This is a genomic window from Pseudoalteromonas sp. NFXS53, from assembly GCF_056629255.1.
Window position 1 is genome coordinate 42,505 of the sequence record NZ_JBWVBR010000012.1, and the last position, 17,639, is coordinate 60,143.

At 40.3% G+C, this 17,639-nt stretch carries 14 protein-coding genes; 10 read left to right on the forward strand and 4 right to left on the reverse strand.

All coding sequences use genetic code 11. From position 1 onward, the window contains the following. Positions 1-29 precede the first annotated feature (29 nt). The 3 genes from AC1HJP_RS13490 to AC1HJP_RS13500 all read left to right on the forward strand — a co-directional run bounded on the left by AC1HJP_RS13490 (position 30) and on the right by AC1HJP_RS13500 (position 4,370). Positions 30-1,403 (forward strand): cytochrome ubiquinol oxidase subunit I, encoded by a 1,374-nt coding sequence (locus AC1HJP_RS13490; RefSeq protein WP_480362270.1) that lies wholly within the window; start codon positions 30-32, stop codon positions 1,401-1,403. After that, complete coding sequence (cydB, locus tag AC1HJP_RS13495) at positions 1,396-2,394, forward strand: cytochrome d ubiquinol oxidase subunit II (RefSeq protein WP_480362271.1); 999 nt, start codon at positions 1,396-1,398, stop codon at positions 2,392-2,394. The genes AC1HJP_RS13490 and cydB overlap by 8 nt, the downstream gene beginning before the upstream one ends. A 320-nt stretch (positions 2,395-2,714) precedes the next feature. Continuing rightward, complete coding sequence (locus tag AC1HJP_RS13500) at positions 2,715-4,370, forward strand: winged helix-turn-helix domain-containing protein (protein WP_480362272.1); 1,656 nt, start codon at positions 2,715-2,717, stop codon at positions 4,368-4,370. Between the two features lie 37 nt (positions 4,371-4,407). Here AC1HJP_RS13500 and AC1HJP_RS13505 read toward each other — a convergent pair whose 3' ends face one another. Together AC1HJP_RS13505 and AC1HJP_RS13510 are read right to left on the reverse strand one after the other, a co-directional pair. Further along, positions 4,408-5,706, reverse strand: a complete 1,299-nt coding sequence (locus AC1HJP_RS13505; RefSeq protein WP_480362273.1) for a hypothetical protein — start codon at positions 5,704-5,706, stop codon at positions 4,408-4,410. A 44-nt stretch (positions 5,707-5,750) separates the two neighbouring features. Further along, complete coding sequence (locus AC1HJP_RS13510; protein WP_480362274.1) at positions 5,751-6,023, reverse strand: Rho-binding antiterminator; 273 nt, start codon at positions 6,021-6,023, stop codon at positions 5,751-5,753. 88 nt (positions 6,024-6,111) lie between these two features. Here AC1HJP_RS13510 and AC1HJP_RS13515 point away from each other — a divergent pair, with 88 nt between their 5' ends. Genes AC1HJP_RS13515 through AC1HJP_RS13530 form a run of 4 tightly spaced genes read left to right on the forward strand, consistent with a single transcriptional unit; the run spans position 6,112 to position 10,706 of the window. Beyond that, positions 6,112-7,476, forward strand: a complete 1,365-nt coding sequence (locus tag AC1HJP_RS13515; RefSeq protein ID WP_480362275.1) for a DASH family cryptochrome — start codon at positions 6,112-6,114, stop codon at positions 7,474-7,476. 3 nt (positions 7,477-7,479) lie between these two features. Beyond that, a complete protein-coding gene (locus AC1HJP_RS13520; protein WP_480362276.1) occupies positions 7,480-8,943 on the forward strand; it encodes a cryptochrome/deoxyribodipyrimidine photo-lyase family protein in 1,464 nt (487 codons plus the stop codon). 18 nt (positions 8,944-8,961) lie between these two features. Next, positions 8,962-9,114: a DUF2256 domain-containing protein gene (locus AC1HJP_RS13525; RefSeq protein ID WP_480362277.1), complete on the forward strand. Its 153-nt coding sequence runs from the start codon at positions 8,962-8,964 to the stop codon at positions 9,112-9,114. Beyond that, complete coding sequence (locus AC1HJP_RS13530; RefSeq protein ID WP_480362278.1) at positions 9,111-10,706, forward strand: cryptochrome/photolyase family protein; 1,596 nt, start codon at positions 9,111-9,113, stop codon at positions 10,704-10,706. The genes AC1HJP_RS13525 and AC1HJP_RS13530 overlap by 4 nt, the downstream gene beginning before the upstream one ends. A gap of 37 nt (positions 10,707-10,743) precedes the next feature. Here AC1HJP_RS13530 and AC1HJP_RS13535 read toward each other — a convergent pair whose 3' ends face one another. Continuing rightward, positions 10,744-11,640 carry a response regulator gene (locus AC1HJP_RS13535; RefSeq protein ID WP_480362279.1) on the reverse strand — a complete coding sequence of 299 codons (897 nt, stop codon included), beginning with the start codon at positions 11,638-11,640 and terminating at the stop codon, positions 10,744-10,746. A gap of 69 nt (positions 11,641-11,709) precedes the next feature. Between AC1HJP_RS13535 and AC1HJP_RS13540 the strand changes: the two genes are divergently transcribed. Together AC1HJP_RS13540 and AC1HJP_RS13545 are read left to right on the forward strand one after the other, a co-directional pair. Beyond that, positions 11,710-12,525 (forward strand): chromosome partitioning protein ParA, encoded by an 816-nt coding sequence (locus AC1HJP_RS13540; RefSeq protein ID WP_480362280.1) that lies wholly within the window; start codon positions 11,710-11,712, stop codon positions 12,523-12,525. A gap of 78 nt (positions 12,526-12,603) precedes the next feature. Further along, entirely contained in the window at positions 12,604-13,968 is a 1,365-nt protein-coding gene (locus tag AC1HJP_RS13545) for a hypothetical protein (protein ID WP_480362281.1), read from the forward strand. A gap of 66 nt (positions 13,969-14,034) precedes the next feature. Here the strand turns inward: AC1HJP_RS13545 and AC1HJP_RS13550 are convergent, their stop codons facing one another. After that, on the reverse strand, positions 14,035-15,642 hold the full coding sequence (locus tag AC1HJP_RS13550) for a GAF domain-containing hybrid sensor histidine kinase/response regulator (RefSeq protein WP_480362282.1): 1,608 nt from the start codon (positions 15,640-15,642) through the stop codon (positions 14,035-14,037). A 259-nt stretch (positions 15,643-15,901) separates the two neighbouring features. Here AC1HJP_RS13550 and AC1HJP_RS13555 point away from each other — a divergent pair, with 259 nt between their 5' ends. Beyond that, entirely contained in the window at positions 15,902-17,341 is a 1,440-nt protein-coding gene (locus tag AC1HJP_RS13555) for a basic secretory protein-like protein (RefSeq protein WP_480362283.1), read from the forward strand. Positions 17,342-17,639 lie beyond the last annotated feature (298 nt).

Genomic DNA, 17,639 nt, shown 5'->3' on the forward strand with positions numbered 1-17,639 from the left:
CGTGCTTTGGGTCGTGTTCGGAGGGGAACATGTTAGATACATTAATGCTGTCGCGTATGCAGTTTGCGGCAAATATCAGTTTTCATATTTTATTTCCTACTATAACCATCGCGTTAGGGTGGTTTCTTGTTTTCTTTAAAGTCAGATTTGAACAAACCGGCGATGCGGTTTGGATGCGAGCTTATCGTTTTTGGGTAAAAATCTTTGCGCTGACTTTTGCACTAGGTGTTGTGAGTGGTATTACCATGTCGTTTCAATTTGGCACGAACTGGCCGGGTTTTATGGAAAAAGTGGGCAATATTGCAGGGCCATTACTTGGCTACGAAGTGCTAACCGCGTTCTTTTTAGAAGCAACATTCTTAGGGATCATGTTGTTTGGCATAAATAAAGTGCCAGTGCGCGTGCATACAATTGCGTGTTTTGTTGTGGCAATTGGCACAACCTTGTCGGCATTTTGGATCTTAAGCCTTAACTCTTGGATGCAAACGCCGGTTGGTTTTGAAATGCGAGACGGCATTGCTTATCCGACCGATTGGTGGGCGATCATTTTTAATCCTTCTTTTCCTTACCGTTTTACTCACAAGCTGATTGCATCGGGCCTTACCGCGAGCTTTTTAATCGCTGGGATCAGTAGTTATCGTTTGCTGCGAGGCGATGATAAGAAAGCGCCAAAACTTACGCTTAAAGTTGCGCTGGTTGTGGCAGCAGTGTTGGCACCTTTACAAGCTTATGTAGGTGATTTGCACGGCCTCAATACGTTTGAACATCAACCACAAAAAGTCGCTGCGATGGAAGGCGTGTGGGAAACCACACAAGGCGCCCCTTTATTATTATTTGCTATTCCAGATGAAGAGCAGCGTACAAATCATTTTGAACTGGCAGTGCCGAATTTGGCGAGTTTAATCTTAACCCATCAACTTGATGGCGAAATTAAAGGCTTAAATGAATTTAAAGGTGAGCACCCGCCAGTAAAACCCGTGTTCTTTAGCTTTAGAGTCATGGTGGGGCTTGGTTTACTTATGATTGCAGTTGCTTGGTTTGCCGCGTTTAGGCTTTATAAAAATAACGCCTTACCAAATTGGCTGCTACGAACTTTGGTAGCAATGAGCTTCTCAGGTTGGGTGGCAACTTTGGCAGGCTGGTATGTCACTGAGATTGGCCGTCAGCCATTTATCGTTAGCGGTGTTTTAACAGTCGATCAAGCAGCCACCACCATTGCGCCTGCTAATGTCGGGTTTAGCTTAGTCATGTATTTAACCGTGTATGCATTTTTATTGGTCGCTTATTTACATACGGTATTTTTGATGGCGAGAAAAGCGGTGCTCATTGAAGAAATATCGTTACAAGAGCATGTCGGTAAAAAGCGTTCAAGTATTGAAATCAAGGAGTCTGCGCATGTTTGAACAAGATACTTTAGCAATCATTTACGCAGCTTTAATGGCGTTAGCTGTACTGTTGTACGCCATTCTTGATGGCTATGACTTGGGAGTGGGTATTTTATTACCCACCAACAACGACCATGATGCCGATAAAATGATCGCTTCAATCGGTCCGTTTTGGGATGCCAATGAAACCTGGTTAGTTTTGGCGATTGGGTTGCTACTGATTGCATTCCCGACCGCGCATAGTTTGGTGCTTAAAGCGCTATATATTCCCTGTACTTTTATGCTGATTGGCTTAATTTTGCGTGGCGTTGCGTTCGATTTCAGAGCTAAAGCCATTGTTGATCATAAAAACGCATGGGACTTGGCTTTTAAATTAGGTTCACTGCTGGCGGCAACATCGCAGGGTTATATGTTGGGCCGTTATGTGATGGGCTTTGATGAATCTACTTGGTCTTATGGTTTTGCCCTTTTAAGTGCAGTCGGTGTTGCTGCTGCGTATACCTTAATTGGTGCAGCTTGGTTGGTGATGAAAACCGAAGGTGAGTTGCAGCAATATGCAATTAAAGTCTGCAAGCGTTGTGTGTATGTTGCATTAGTGGGTATTGCCCTCGTGTCAGGCGCAAACTTATGGCTCTCACCTGAGATTTTCTTAAAGTGGTTTAGCTGGCCGAGCATGCTGCTGTTATTACCTCTGCCGATTATTTGTTTTAGTTGTTTTGTATTAATCGCTCGGAAACTATCGCAGTTAACTACGCAACCAGATAATAAAGCGCATCATCCGTTTATTTTCAGTGTGGTCATTTTTACCTTGTCATTCTTAGGGTTGGCGATCAGCTTCTTCCCAGACATAGTGCCAAATCACCTAACTATCTGGCAGGCAGTTGCTGCGGCAGAATCGTTGACCTTTTTGCTTTGGGGCGCATTACTCGTTGTGCCGACCATCTTGGCTTACACCGCTTATTCGTATCGAGTATTTTGGGGCAAAGTCGACGACCTAAGATATTATTAATTTTAACCTGAGCTATGGATAATAAATTTATCTCCAGCGGCTACTTTCAACGCTAACTACGTTGAATTTACTTGCAATAGGCTAGCTATTGACGCGTAAACTCGTCTTGTTATCCCTGAAAGTTTCCGGCTGCAGACTTAAAAAATACTTATCAATTCAATATCAACACTTTAGTAAACCCCTTAACCAAAGCTCAGGTTAATACTTTAACTTTACTAGTAAGTTTATGAAACCTTTCCCAACCTCATAAACTTGCTACTTTTGAGTTGATATAGCAGACTACTAAAAGGGAAAAACTTAAAATAATGCCATAGAATGTCATGCGATTTCAGATAGACGACAAAGTGTTAGATACAGTAACAGGGATAGTTAGCAGCGTTGACTCTGAATATTCTATTCGCGCAAAAACCTTACAAGTCCTTAATTACCTTATTGAACATAAAAGCGATATTGTCAGCAAGCAGGCGGTCATAAACGCCGTTTGGGATGATGTTGTTGTCCAAGACCAAGTTCTAACACAATCTATTAAAGAGATCCGTGATTTACTGGGTGCCAATGTAATAAAAACCTATTCTCGTAAAGGCTATCAGTGGGTTGCGCCTTTATTACCTGAATCTATACAGTCAGAGCCAATTCAGTCAATTAATTCACAAGCTAGAATTAAAACCCGGCCAGTCATAGATAAAAGTAAAGTATGGATTGGCGCGTCAATCGCCGTTTTTCTGTTGCTTATAATGGTGTTTGTGTTTTTATTTATTCGTTCAGAGCCGCCTCTAAAAGTGGCATTTTTACCGGTGAAGAATGATGTGCAAGACAGCGTTCACAATTGGGTGCCACTGCGTGGTCAAGAGCAACTCACACTTGGTCTAAGTCAATCAAGTCAATTAACGGTCATTGACAGCGATCATGTACTTTTCGCGATAGAAAGGCTGAACACCGAGCAGCGCAGAGCTTATCAAAGGGGGGCGCTTTATCCCATTCAAGAGAAGTTAGAAGTGGATCTAATCGTTGCCACTCGTTTAACAGGCTTCCCTGAAGATTTTCAATTGCATTATCAATTACAAACGCCATTTGGTGTGGAGCAAGGTATTGAGTTCGCATCTTCTGTTGATGACGTGTTCAATCAATTAGTGAGCAAAATAGCAATTCGCTTCGATGAATATCAGCCATCAGGTAATGATAAGAATATCAGTCAATTTAGTAATGAAGCGTTTGCTAGAGGCGTTGCAAAATATTTAGAGCAAGATTTCAGCGCTGCAAAACCTTTATTGCAAACAGCGCTAAGTACAGAGCCAGATTTATTGGCGGCCAAACGTTATTTGGCTGCAAGTTTTGCAAACTCAGGGCAAGTTACAGAGGCGATAGCTTTGCTAAAAGACAGCATTAACCTGGCTGAAACTCAAGTAGAGCAAGGTAGAGAGTTGTTGCGCGCATACTTAATGATTGGCTATTTGCAAATAAATTGGCCACAGCAAACCGACAGAGAAAACGAATTACTCAGTGCTGAGCAGTATATTGAGCAAGCGAAACAATTGGCTGAGCTACAAAAAGACGAGTTATTCATTGCGTATTCTCATGAAGAGCTTGGCAAAATCAAGCGCTTGCAAGGTGAGTTTGACGCTTCAGCTCGTCACCTTTCTGCAGCATTGCAATATCATAAGCAGTTTCAAGGCGATTATGGCCAAACTGCGGCACTCATTGAACTAGCAAAGGTGTCAAATGCGCAGCAAAACAATGCGCTTGCAGAGCGATATTTACAACAAGCATTTGAAATCGCGACCCACTCACAAGCACCTGCAAACCAAATTTGGGTCTTATTAGCTAGGGCTGATATTGCAAGAAGTCAGTTATTACAAAGCAAAGCGGAACAGTTTGCTAAAAAGGCTCAGGTTATCGCTAATGACAGCGATAACCCTATGTTGATAGCGCGAGTTGATGCTTGGTTTAATGATTCACCGGTTTACACAGTTAATTAATCTAAAAAGAGAATAGTGATTAAACCAATTTCCCTCCTTATGATTGATTTAACTTGTGTATATATGCTTCTAAGGCTTCTTTATGTTCAGAAGCATCGATAAGTTTTTGGGCTTTGTCTGGGTTGCTCAAATAAATAGAGTAAATAGCATCCTGGAAAGCAGACAATTTAATTTTTGTGTCTTGTACTCTATCTAGGTTTGCGATCACAAAATCAGGATAGTGATAACTAGCATTTCTTAAAATGTCATCTATTGCATTTTGAGAGTTAGCCATGTTTAAACTTTCAACCCATTCTAAAGCGGATTTAGGGTCTTCTCTAGCAAAATGAGTTGCGGCGATGGAAATTGCTTCGCTCTGCTGTTGTTCGTCAAATTGTTTAATATACCAATCAGATGCATATTTTGGTTCTGATTTGATCCAATTCTTTAGAGCGAGATTGAATAAACGCGGAGATTTTTGCTCTTCATCCAACATATTGACCCAAGCTGCTGCATCTTGAGGTGCTTTAGCAAACCATTGAGCAGTAACCTCTACCATACCGCTGTCGTGAAATTGCGAAACACTAAGCACATCTAATAAAGATCTAAATTCATTAGATTGATTAATACTCTCAGATAATCTTTCCATGGAAAAAGCGGTTAATTTATTTTGCTGTAATAGCTCGGAAACTTTAGTTAACGCTAGAGATTTATTTTTATTATAGAGATGATTAAGCACTGTGGTTGATAAAATATCTTTTGCTAAATGTAAATATTGAGTTTGACTAAAGTCTTCGGAAGCGTACCACTCGAGTGCCTCCTCTGGAGAAGAGGCACTCCATATTGAAAAAACTGACTGTATATTTGCTAATTTGTCATAGTGTTCGCCACTTATACTCATTGATATTTCAAGGGCTTTTTGAGGTTGTAATTCTGCGAGTGTTTCAAGTGTAATAATAAGTAGACGAGACGCTGCGTAGTTTGGTAACTGATCAACTAAATCTTCTGCTTTTTGCTGCAACTGGTATTCGTCTAGCTCTGAAAGTAGTTGATAAAAAGGCGCAACCATTTTGTTTGTAATGTTTAAATCGTGAATGTTTTTATTACGACTCAAAAAGTCGTCAACCTTATCAAGTATGACTTTTTCAGTGAATAAGTTCTGATTTGTAGTGTGAAGTTTTGTTTTTTCGTATGATTTCACGCCCTGTTCTGAAGGGGATTGTTGTGAAACAGTTCCATCTAAATCGTTTGATTTGCTAGAGTCGTTTATAGCTACCTGAGACCCTTTTAAATAAAACCCCGCACTAAACGAGAGCGCGCAAGAAACAAGGCAAATCCCCCATGTTTTTGATGACATAATTATCCTTAACTTAAAACTTAGTAATTACTTAACTAAATTAATTACTTCTCTGGTGAACTTATATTTGTAATGAAGTTATGTTCGGGTACAAGGTTATCATGAGCTTCTAATTTAGCAATATCTGTTAATTTTATTGCAGTGATAAGCCCTTCATTAATAATGGTAATCTGCTCTTCTCTTTTGTTATTCGTGATTATATTACTTGCTTCGCCTGATATTGTCTTTTCTGAGTGCAGTGTGATGGTGATCTGACTTTTCCTCATACAGACAATCTCAAAGTAATCATGCACATCACAGCTAATTGTAGTTTTCATTATTTGTCCTAATTTCGTTCTGATTGTGAACTTATGAGTTGAACCAAACGTAATTAAACTAGGTGCCTATTTCTATTGGATAAATACTTTGCTAAAGATAAACACGCTATATTGGTTCACTCACGATTTAAGATTACAAGATAATATATTGCTGAATAATGTGTGTGATTTTTCAGATGAAATGTCGTTTGTTTATGTATTGAATGAGTCAGACTTCAAAGCGAACAACTTTCAGCAACGTGCAATGGGCAAGCAACGTCTTGCTTTTACCCTGCAAGCAATCTCAAATTTGGCACTTCAACTAGCTGCCAGAGGGCACAACTTAATACTTCTTAAAGGCAACCCTGTAACTGCTATCAGTAATTTATGTGAAAAGCTGCAAGCTAATACTCTAGCCGTGGCACATCAAGTTGGTGTGTATGAAAGGCAATGGCTTAAAGAGATTGAGCAGAACACCTCCGTTAGGCTGCATAGTGCTTGGCAACATACTCTTTGGCATGACACTGAAATTTTAAGCCACCCAGCTTATCTTGAAAGCTTTTCAAAATATCGGCGCTTTGTAGAGAAACAAAAAACATCTGAGATTACCGAGCCTTTAACTTTGAATGAGTTGTTTCCGCCAGCGACTAAAACTGCATTAGATTTTATGAGTACAGAGCAGGTGATTGGTGACATTATGCAAAGTGAAGGGCTAAATGACGAAGATTTTGCCGGGTCACTATTTCATGGTGGTGAATATGCTGCGTCAGCGCATTTAAAAAGCTACTTTGATTCATCGGCACCAAGCACCTATAAAGAAACTCGAAATGAACTTGATGGCTGGCAGCTGTCTACTAAATTTAGCCCTTATCTTGCGCAAGGCAGTTTGTCACCTAGGCAAGTGTGGCATGCGGTTGAGCAATATGAATCTAATGTCATAGAGAATGAATCAACTTATTGGATTAAATTTGAGTTGTTATGGCGCGAGTACTTTCAGTGGTTAGCCCTGTACCAAGGTGAAAGCCTGTTTTCATTTAAAGGGCAATCGAATAGTAAGCCATTAACAAGCTTTTTCCCTGAACGATTTAAAAAATGGTGTGAAGGTGAAACCCCATACCCACTGGTTAATGCTTGCATGAAGCAACTTAATCACACTGGCTTTATGTCTAACCGAGGTAGACAGATTGTGGCCAGCTGTTTAGTGAACGAGCTCTGTCTTGATTGGCGTTATGGTGCGGCTTATTTTCAGCAACAATTACTCGATTATGATGTGGCATCTAACTGGGGCAACTGGCAGTACATTGCTGGTGTGGGTGCAGATCCCCGAGGTGGTCGTCATTTCAATATCGAAAAGCAGCATGCCCAGTATGACCCCCATGATGTCTTTATTAATCATTGGCTTGGTAAACAAGAGTTTCAACCGCTGGACTCGCTTGATGCCGCTGATTGGCCTGTTGATACGCGTGCACAATAGTTTATGGCGATTTCAGTCGTTTGGTTAAAACGAGACTTACGGCTCACCGATCACGAGCCTTTACTTAAAGCCGCGCAGTCAGGTTATGCTGTTTTGTTGGTGTATTGCTTTGAGCCCATGCTGCTCAGTGATCCGCATTACAAACCTCGGCACTGGCAGTTTGTCTTGTCATCTTTAAAAGACATAGCGGAGCGCTTACCCGAAGGGGCCCTCTATATAAGTTTTAAAGATGTTCAGCATACTTTTGCTGAGCTGCATGATAAATACAGTATTGCCGGACTCTATTCTTATCAAGAAATCGGCTTAAACAACACCTTCGAGCGGGATAAGCTGATTGCATCTTGCTGCGAAAATGCAGGCATTACATGGCATGAGACCCCATACGGCGCCGTAATTAGAGGGCTAACGCATCGCAAAACTTGGGACGAGTATTGGCAAAAAGTCATGCGAGCCCCAACTGCTGATGTTGACCTAGATGCAGTTAATTGGTGTGTTGAAAACGAATTTGCAGAAAGCTTAAAAAAGGCGTCAATTGATGAACACCCTGAATGGTTTTTAGAAGCAGGAGAATGCCAACAAGGTGGTGAAAAAGCTGCCAAAGAGGTTTTAGACTCCTTTTTTGATACACGTGGCCAAACATATGCTTACAGTGTTTCTAGCCCGATATTGAGTCAAACTCATTGCTCTAGGCTCTCCCCCTATTTAGCGTGGGGAAATATCAGTCTAAGGCAAGCTTATCAAGCGGTGTTACAAAACTGGCAAAAAAAAGGCTGGCGCAGAAGCCTAGTTGCTTTTACTTCTCGACTGCATTGGCATTGCCATTTTATTCAAAAATTCGAAAGTCAAAGTTCGATGGAATTTGAGCCTGTTAATTTAGGCTATACACATTTACCGCGTGCTGATAAAGCACTCGCAGCTGAGCGCCTTGCTGCGTGGCAGCAAGGTAAAACGGGTGTGCCCATGGTTGATGCGTGCATGCGTTGCTTAATTGCAACCGGATATATCAACTTTCGAATGCGGGCGATGTTAGTGAGTTTCTTATGTCATCATCTCGAAGTGGATTGGCGCGAAGGTGCCCCTTATTTGGCCAGTCTTTTCTTAGATTTTGAACCGGGTATTCATTATAGCCAAATGCAGATGCAGGCTGGGGTAACAGGTTTTAATACCATACGCATTTATAGCCCAGTCAAACAAGGTCTTGAAAAAGACCCCGACGGTGAATTTGTAAAACGTTGGTTGCCTGAGCTTGCCAATATTCCAGCGCCTTTAGTGCACGAACCGTGGCAGCTTTCGCCAATGGAGCAACTTATGTATGGCGTGGAGCTTGGCAAAGATTACCCAGAACCCATTGTTGATGTAGCAAAAAGCTACAAAGCAGCTCAAGACTTATTATGGAAATGGCGAAAGCGCCCCGAAGTTCGTGCTCAAGTCGGTCATCTATTAGCCCGTCATGTCAGACCCGATTAAAAAAGATATGAAATTAACATGAAGAAAAGCCAATTACCGACCAAACTATGCCCAGTGTGTGAGAGACCTTTTACATGGCGTAAAAAGTGGCATCGCGATTGGGAAAATGTGAAGTATTGCTCTAAACGCTGTGCAAGCAACAAAGGTAAACAAGATAAGGAGTTGGTGTGAATAGTCAGTATCAAACACTCAGATTAGTTTTAGGTGATCAACTCAATGCCAGCCACAGCTGGTATCAAGATAAAAATGAGTCTGTGTTGTATGTCATCGCCGAGTTACATCAAGAAGCTACCTACACGGTGCATCACATCCAAAAAGTACAGGCGTTTTTTGCGGCTATGCAAGGGTTTGCAACAGGCTTAAAGCAAGCAGGATTTCATGTTTTGCACCTCACCTTGGACGATACTTCAGAGTATAAAAGCTTGCCTGAGCTGATATCGCACTTAATTCAAAAGTTCGATATCCAGCAATTTGAATATCAACTTGCTGATGAAGCTAGACTTCGTAATCAAATCAGTGAGTTTTGCCAAAGCCTAGAAATCAAAACCATGGGATTTGAAGCCGAGCACTTTTATGTCAGTGACCAAGATTTAGGGCAATACTTTAAAGCGAATAAAAAACACCGGTTAGAGCACTTTTACCGCACGATGCGCGCACGTTACGATATTTTAATGCGAAATGGCGAGCCTGAAGGCGGGCAATGGAATTACGACAAAGACAATCGAGAGAAGCTTAAAAAACAAGATTTAAGCGATGTGCCGCAACCTCTGTTATTTGCCAATGATGTCACTGAAATCAACGATCGGATCGAACGGCACAATATAAAAACCATGGGTAAAGGAGATAACACTTTACTCTGGCCCATAAACCGCAAACAGTCTGTAGAGCTTCTTAACTTTTTTTGTGAAGTCTGTTTACCTAACTTCGGCCGCTTTCAAGATGCCATGACGGGACAGCTTAAAGGCTTGGGTGAAGACTTATGTGAAAGCTTATGTGAGGATCAAGGCTGGAGCCTGTACCACAGCCGTATTTCATTCGCTCTAAACAGTAAGATTTTGTCGCCCAAGCAGGTGGTTGATACTGCGATCCATTACTATCGACAATCAAATGGCAAAATTAATTTGGCGCAAATAGAAGGCTTTGTCAGGCAAATACTTGGTTGGCGAGAGTTCGTCAGAGGCGTTTACTGGGCAAATATGCCTAACTATGCAACATTGAATCACTTAGAAACAACGCGTGCGCTGCCTAGTTGGTTTTGGGATGCGAACACCAAAATGAATTGCCAACATCATGCAATTAGTCAGTCTCTCGATTATGCCTATGCGCATCATATTCAGCGGTTAATGATCACAGGTAATTTTTGTTTGATTGCAGGCATTCATCCCGATGAAGTCGATGCCTGGTATTTGGGTGTGTATATCGATGCCATCGAATGGGTAGAAATGCCAAATACTCGTGGCATGAGTCAGTTTGCTGATGGGGGTATAGTCGGCTCCAAAGCGTATGCTGCAAGTGGAAACTATGTGAAAAAGATGAGCGACTACTGCTCTAGTTGTGCTTACAAAGTGACAGAAACATTAGGGAGTAATGCGTGTCCTTTAAATTCACTGTATTGGCACTTTATGCATCGAAACCAAGAAAAGCTAGGCAACAACCCGCGTACAGCCATGGTATTTAAAAACTGGCTTAAGAAAACCGATGAGCAAAGGGCTGCGGTACTTAATCAAGCAGAAACTTACTTAGAAAATATTAATAGCATTTAATTTAATCTTTATCGCGCTGGTTGTGGGAGCAGTAATATCAAACGCCCACAATCAGCATTTTACCTTGCGCCATGCCTTCACGCTCACAACTCAAATCAATGCGACTATCGAGCGGATAATTATAAATTTGTTCAATCTTAGGGTGAGACTTTGAAACGAACTTGCAGCTTCTAACAAACAAACTCATACGGCTTTGGTTATCTAAAAATGCATACGCGGTTTTGTCTAAGGCTTCTTTACAGGCCTGCATTATGTCCGGGTGTACTTCGTTATGATGTATTGCTTTTAGCGCTTCTGCCTTATCAATAATTTGACAGCTACTGGCTAAAACACACACAGCATAAATATCTAATACCATGATCACCCTTATTTTTTGGGTAGAACGCTCAGCGTAAACAGCCATTACACTTGGCAGCTTTGATTCATCGAACTGTTGCGACCTGATTGCTCTTAGAATCAAATCTTCGCTGATATTCTTTCTCATTAACCGTTCAAGTTGCTCTGTTTTTGGTAAGGGTAAACCTTCTTTTAAAGGTACAGCTTGCTCGGTCAAAAATTCTTGTTGTTCTAGCGTTTCAACGATTGGTTGTAGCTGAGAATGTAACTGTTCATCGGTAAAGGGCTTTGATAAGAAAAAACTGCAACCAGCACTTTGTGCCTCAAGTATCTTCTCTTTTTCATCTATGGTAGAAATCACCCCAACGGGTAATTGGTTGTCATTACCTCGAATGCCTTCGAGCAGCTCAAGACCGGTTTGTTCAGGCATATACCAATCAGTTAAAACAATATCCGGATGCCAGCTATCTAATAGTTGCAAGGCTTCGGACACACTCTGTGCACAGCGAACAAACAGCTTGCGATACTCAAACTGTTGCAAAGTACGCTTGATGATTTCTCGTGTTGCTAAACTGTCATCGACAACTAGAACTTTCACATAGTGCCCTTGATTAGATTAGTTTTATTCAGTATAGGCAGAATTTCTGATTAAAACTAAACTTGTCATATGGATACTTGTGAGGCTGATAACGTGACGTTTAACTTTCCCCTCGAAGCCTATCAATATATAGCCTTAAATTTCGGGTTACTGATTTTGGCAGCTTGGTTCTATATTTTGTTACTTATTTTGAGAGAGTTCAGAAAGTTCGCAGTATCAATGACTGGGCGAGGACAAGGGGGAGCTGATAACGAAGCACTTGTTGCATTGTGTAGAGACTCCGTTGAGCGAGCCAGTCGCTTTTCTGATCAACATAGTAAAACGATTTCTGAATTAGTGCAGGTACAAGTGGCACTAGAGCAGCAATTAGCACAAATTCGTGCTTCAACAGCAGATCACATTACCAAGGAAGAGCAGGCTTCGATTAATGATCTAAATAAGAAATTAAGCCGCTCTCATAAGCTGATCCGCAAGTTAAAAGGGGACTTAGATGTCTCTGCTAAAAAGTTAAACGTGGCAAAAACTGAGTTAGAAATACAAACCTCTTCTTTTGAAGATCTACAAAGTAGCAATCAGAAATTACAAAATGAAGTGATCGCATTGAGAGCCCAAAAAGAAGAATGGATCAGTGAGCCTATGGCGCCAGCGAGTCAAAGTGAGTCTGAAATGGCAGCCATGTTGAATAATTACAAGCGGCAAATTGAAGAACAAAACCAGTTAATTGATCAGCTCTCGTTACAAACTGATGGCGATGTGCCACCGACTGAAGTAGCAGCGCTACAAAAAGATTTAGAGCAGGCAAAACATAAAATTAAGCATCTAGTTAAAGAGAAGAAATTTATCGAAAGCCGTTATTTAGAAGCGGTGAATGCACAAAAACAATAAAATAGAACAATGTAAGTTACTGATATGTGGTATATTTAAAATATAATCGTGTATAGCAATAAGAGGGCCGTTTATTATATGACTAAAACCAAATTAAGCCCTGATGAAAGCTTGTCTTTTAAACTGGTTACCCAGTTACTTCCAAAAGAAGCCAGCCAGCTTGACCTATACTTTTCTATCCCGACCGATATGGGAATAAATAAAGACACATTCAATGAAGCTGATTTCTTTAACGCCCATATAAAAACGCACTGTGCTTATTACTCTGAACAACTTCATCTACCCTTAGTTCGAAGCCGCTACATCAGCCAAAAAAAAGGTGAAAAAAGTGATTACAGAGTAAATTTGAATTTATTCTCATATCAAATTCGCATTGCGCTTGATGCGGATATCAAAGCCACCTTGAAGCTAAAGCAAGCCGATGAATTTTACCCTGTTGCCAGTGAATTGGTTGAACAGGCAAAAAAGTTGCTTAAGAAGCTACGCCGTTATCAGCCTCCAGAGCAAACTTTAAAGCCTTATTTTCAGAATGCCGATAACTATTTAAGTTGGCACAGCGAACAGGCATTTTTGAAGCTCTTAGTAAAAGGCCCAAAATCAAGTGAATTTAGCAGTGAAAGAAATGAGATTTTGGCGTTTTGTAAAGAAGAAACCGCTTACAGAGAAAAGCACAATTACAACTCACAAGTGACACTTGAAGATCCAAACCGGATCACCAACAAAATGCGCCTTTTACAACGATTAATTGAACATGGCGTGGTGTTCAATAAGAAGACGCAAGATTTAAACTTAAATTTGAAACGTTTAGTGCGCGGTTTAGTAACTGGGGTGATCATGGCCTTTGTGATGTATTTGGTTTTAAATGCTCGTTCAAATTTTCAAGAAATCACCATCGCCTTGATTGCTTTATTAGGTGTTATTTATGGGCTACGTGAAACCTTCAAAGATGAAATTACCCAATGGGCATGGCGCAAAATACAGCATGGTCGACCAAAGTGGCGCAATATTTTTAAAAATTCGGTGGATGACAAAGTTGTAGCGCGACAAACAGTGTGGTTCGAATTAATAAAAAGCAAAGAGCTTCCTGAAGATGTCGACGCCTTGCTGCAAAAGCGTCGTCAACAAAACAAGCAATCAGCAACCCTTTTACACTTTTGCAGTAAAAATGAAGTTAAACAGCAAGAGTTTATTCCTGGCTACGAAGAAATTCAGCAGCGAATTACTTTTAATTTAAGCTCATTTGCCCGTTATTTAAAGAAAGGCGCGGGAAAACTTTATAGCCATGAGGGTAATAAAGTGTCAGGGCAAGGAGTTGAGCGTCGTTATCAGATAAATCTAGTTTTAAAATACACCACAAACAGAGAAGACTCGGTCAAGCAGTTAGAGCGTTACAAAGTGACTATGAATCGTTCAGAAATCGTTGCAATAGAAAAAATAAATTAAATTTTAGCGAATACAAATTGTCAGTTTATTCCAACCACACAAGTTGTGGTGATTCATCCATTGTTTTTATAAGGGGAGCTGAGAAGACACAAGCTCGTTTAAAACGTCGATTAAGTCTGACTTTTTATAGGGTTTTGTAATAACCGCATCAAAAAGTGAACTTAGCTCTTTTTCTTGAAAAATATCAGCGGTGACAGCAACTTTTGGCTGTTTACACTGCAAGACTTTGAGCTTTTCTAATGCTTGTAATCCAGACATTCCAGGTAAATTGATATCAAGTAAGAAAATATCAAATGTGCTTAAACTCGACATTTCAAAGAGTGCCTCAGCAGTTTCAAAAATCGTATATTGTCCACCAAGTTGTTGTAACATCGCCTTAATTAACATCTGATTGAGCGGATTATCTTCGACAACACAAATGTGTAGTTTTTCAAAGCTCTTTGCTTCGATTGGCGCAGGTTCAGTACATTGCTCGCATTCGTCAACAGGTAGTGATATTGAAACTAGGGTGCCTTTACCTAACGTACTCGACAACTGAATTTTTCCTTTCATCAGTTCGACTAACCCTTTAGAAATACATAAGCCCAAACCTGTGCCTTCTTTTCTTTGCATACCGACTTGTTTGAATTTATCAAACAGCAGGGCTTGGTCGGTTTTACTTATACCAATTCCTTGATCGGCAACTTCTATGTGTAATTTATCTTTATTTAGATAAAAGCGAACATTCACTTGCTTGTCTTTAGACGTGAATTTAATGGCGTTGCTAATTATATTTACGATGACTTGCGTTAACTTTGTTTTATCAACATCAAAGAAACGCGAAGCAAGTGCACTATCGATATCGTAATTAAGTTCTATTTTACCCTGCTGTGCTTTACTTCCCATCATGTTCATGATGCTTTGAAATAACTTATCAAGGCTAACTGGTTGTGGTTTTAACTCCATTTTTCCGGCATCAATTTTTTCTAAATCGAGCACCGAGTTGACGATTTCTAATAGTTGGTGACTACTAAACTCAATGTTGTCTATATATTCAAAGTGCTCTTTTGGCAGAGCTTTTATGTCGGCGGAGTTTTTTAAAATCTCGCTAAAGCCCGTGATGGCATTGAGTGGAGTGCGTAATTCATGGCTTATTGTTGACAAAAACTCATCTTTTGCACGATTAGAGTCTTTTAATTGTTTTATTTTAAGTCGTAGCTCTAGTTGCGCAATAACTTGTTTGGCAAGTGTTTGAAGTGCTAAGCGCTGCTCGTCAGTCAATTTCTGTGGCTCGTCACTTATTGCGCAAAGCGTGCCTATTGCTTCGCCATTTGGAGCTCTTAAAGGAGCGCCAGCATAAAAACGAATTTTGGGCCCGTCGGTTACCAGAGGGTTATCAAAGAAACGCTCGTCATTTCGTGCATCTTCAATTTCGAAAACGTGTTCTTCTAAAATTGCATGTGAGCAAAATGCGATTTCTCGGCTGGTCTCATCTGCATCAAGGCCAACCTTAGATTTAAACCACTGCCGATTGTTATCAACTAGGCTGACTAATGAAATAGGTGTGTTACAAATGACAGATGCCAATTTGGTGATATCGTCAAAGCATTGTTCAGCTTCTGTATCAAGTACTTCATACCTTTCTAAGGTTTTTAATCGCAGAATTTCATTTTTAGCTAGAGGGGCACTTTTCATATTGAGTTTCCATGCAATAAAAGCTCTGACCTAACATTAGCATCAAGCTTCAGGTGCGGCAAAGCGGTTTCTAATTATGAAAAAATCTTGATGTGAGCTCGAGATAGATATTGATATAATTTTCAGAAGTTTAGATGTTCTAAAAGCGGTATGTGTTATTAGGAAATTATAAAAAGTGTGTGTTTTTAACGCAAAATACTTGCTTTTATGGAACGTTCCAATATCGTGTGTCTCATTTAGAAACTTAAAGAATGTGATTATGTTTAAAAAAAATAACTTGATAATGCTTTTAGCTGCAGTGTGTTCGCAGGCAGTACTCGCAAAAGATATTGTCCTTTACGATATTACAGATAAAGAGTCATTTACTGTACAGGCACAACATCCTGCGTTTGTAGAAAACGAATCTGTTGAACAATTATTTGATAGCTCAATTCACAGTAAATTTTTGTCTGATAAGTCTGAAGCTTGGGTGCAGATTGACTTTGAAGACGCGTTTCAAATTCATCAATATTCTTTAACATCAGCGGGGGATGCCCCAGCTCGAGACCCTAAACATTGGCAAGTGAAAGGCTCTGTTGATGGTAAAAATTGGTTTCTCTTAGACACCCAAACAGAGCAAAGTTTTGATTCAAGAGCACAAACCAAAACTTACACCGTTGCAAATAGCCAGCAAGTGAAACACGTACGCTTTGAGTTAAAACAACAGGGAACAACGCAATGGGGTGATAGTTATTTGCAAGTAGCCGATATAGGCTTGTTTGCTGCCACTGACCTTCCCTTAGCATCATTTGAACTTGATAAGCGCATTGTTAGACTAAATGAAGAAATCATCATTACCAACACCAGTGATAACGATCCTGAAGATGTCGAATGGATAATACCTGGCGCAAAAATTAAGCATCTGGGTAATGACGTAAAAGTACGCTTTACAAAACCGGGCAGTTACTCGGTTACATTAAAAACCAAAAACAGCACCGGCACAGACAGTATCACACAAAAAAATGTCATTAAAGCCATGGATATTCATCGTCCATGGGCTGGTCTACAGTTACCTAAAGTAGTGGTTAAGCTTGAAGACACTGAATCTGCTGGCGCGAAAAGGCTGATTAAATTGCTGCCAAATATCGAACAAGCGATTAATGAAGTCACCCGTGATTTAGTGCCAATGTTGTATAACAATTTCACCGAAGTACCTGAGTTTGAGCAGGTTACATTCAGACTAAAATGGATGGATACGCTCGCTTATCGCGCGGGTGATTATTCAAATATGGAAATTGCCTTTAGCAGTAAATACATCACCGAAAAACTAGCCGATAAGCCAGATGAACAAGTCACTTACGAGTTGCTTGGTGTTCTCTGGCATGAATTGACGCATGGCTATCAGCTATTCCCACAATCAGCGACAGGCACGCCAGAAGAAACCCATGCTTTTATTGAAGGGGTTGCAGATCTAATTCGCATTAATGCAGGCTTCCACAAGACTCGTAGCCCTGAGCCTTCAGAGACTTGGTTGGGCGGCTATACAAACACCGGCTTCTTTTTATCTTGGTTAAGTAAACGTTATGAAGCGTTTGAGCATCAATTTAATGCTACGGCAACTGAGTTACCTGATTGGACGTTTGCCGCAGCCATTGAATATGTGACAGGCGAAAAGGTCGAAAAACTTTGGCAAGAATACCAAGCTGAACTCACTAAATAATAAATCTCTCCTTTTTCAAATGGTCATTATCGCTTCCTCTCAAGTGATGATGATCATTCTTTATATTTGAATATGTATTCAAAATATCCATTTGGTATTAACACTTCAACGTTCGTTAAATAACTTGTAATAGATAGTTACAATTAGATGAACTTTTATTTCCTAAATTGTTGACAATGATTAAATGATGCGCAATTATTGGAACGTTCCATGCTGTTGCGAGTTTCATTCTATTCACTTCAGTATTTTTTTAATTCAAAAATGGAACGTTCCATAAAAATAAATCTTAGAGGCTAAG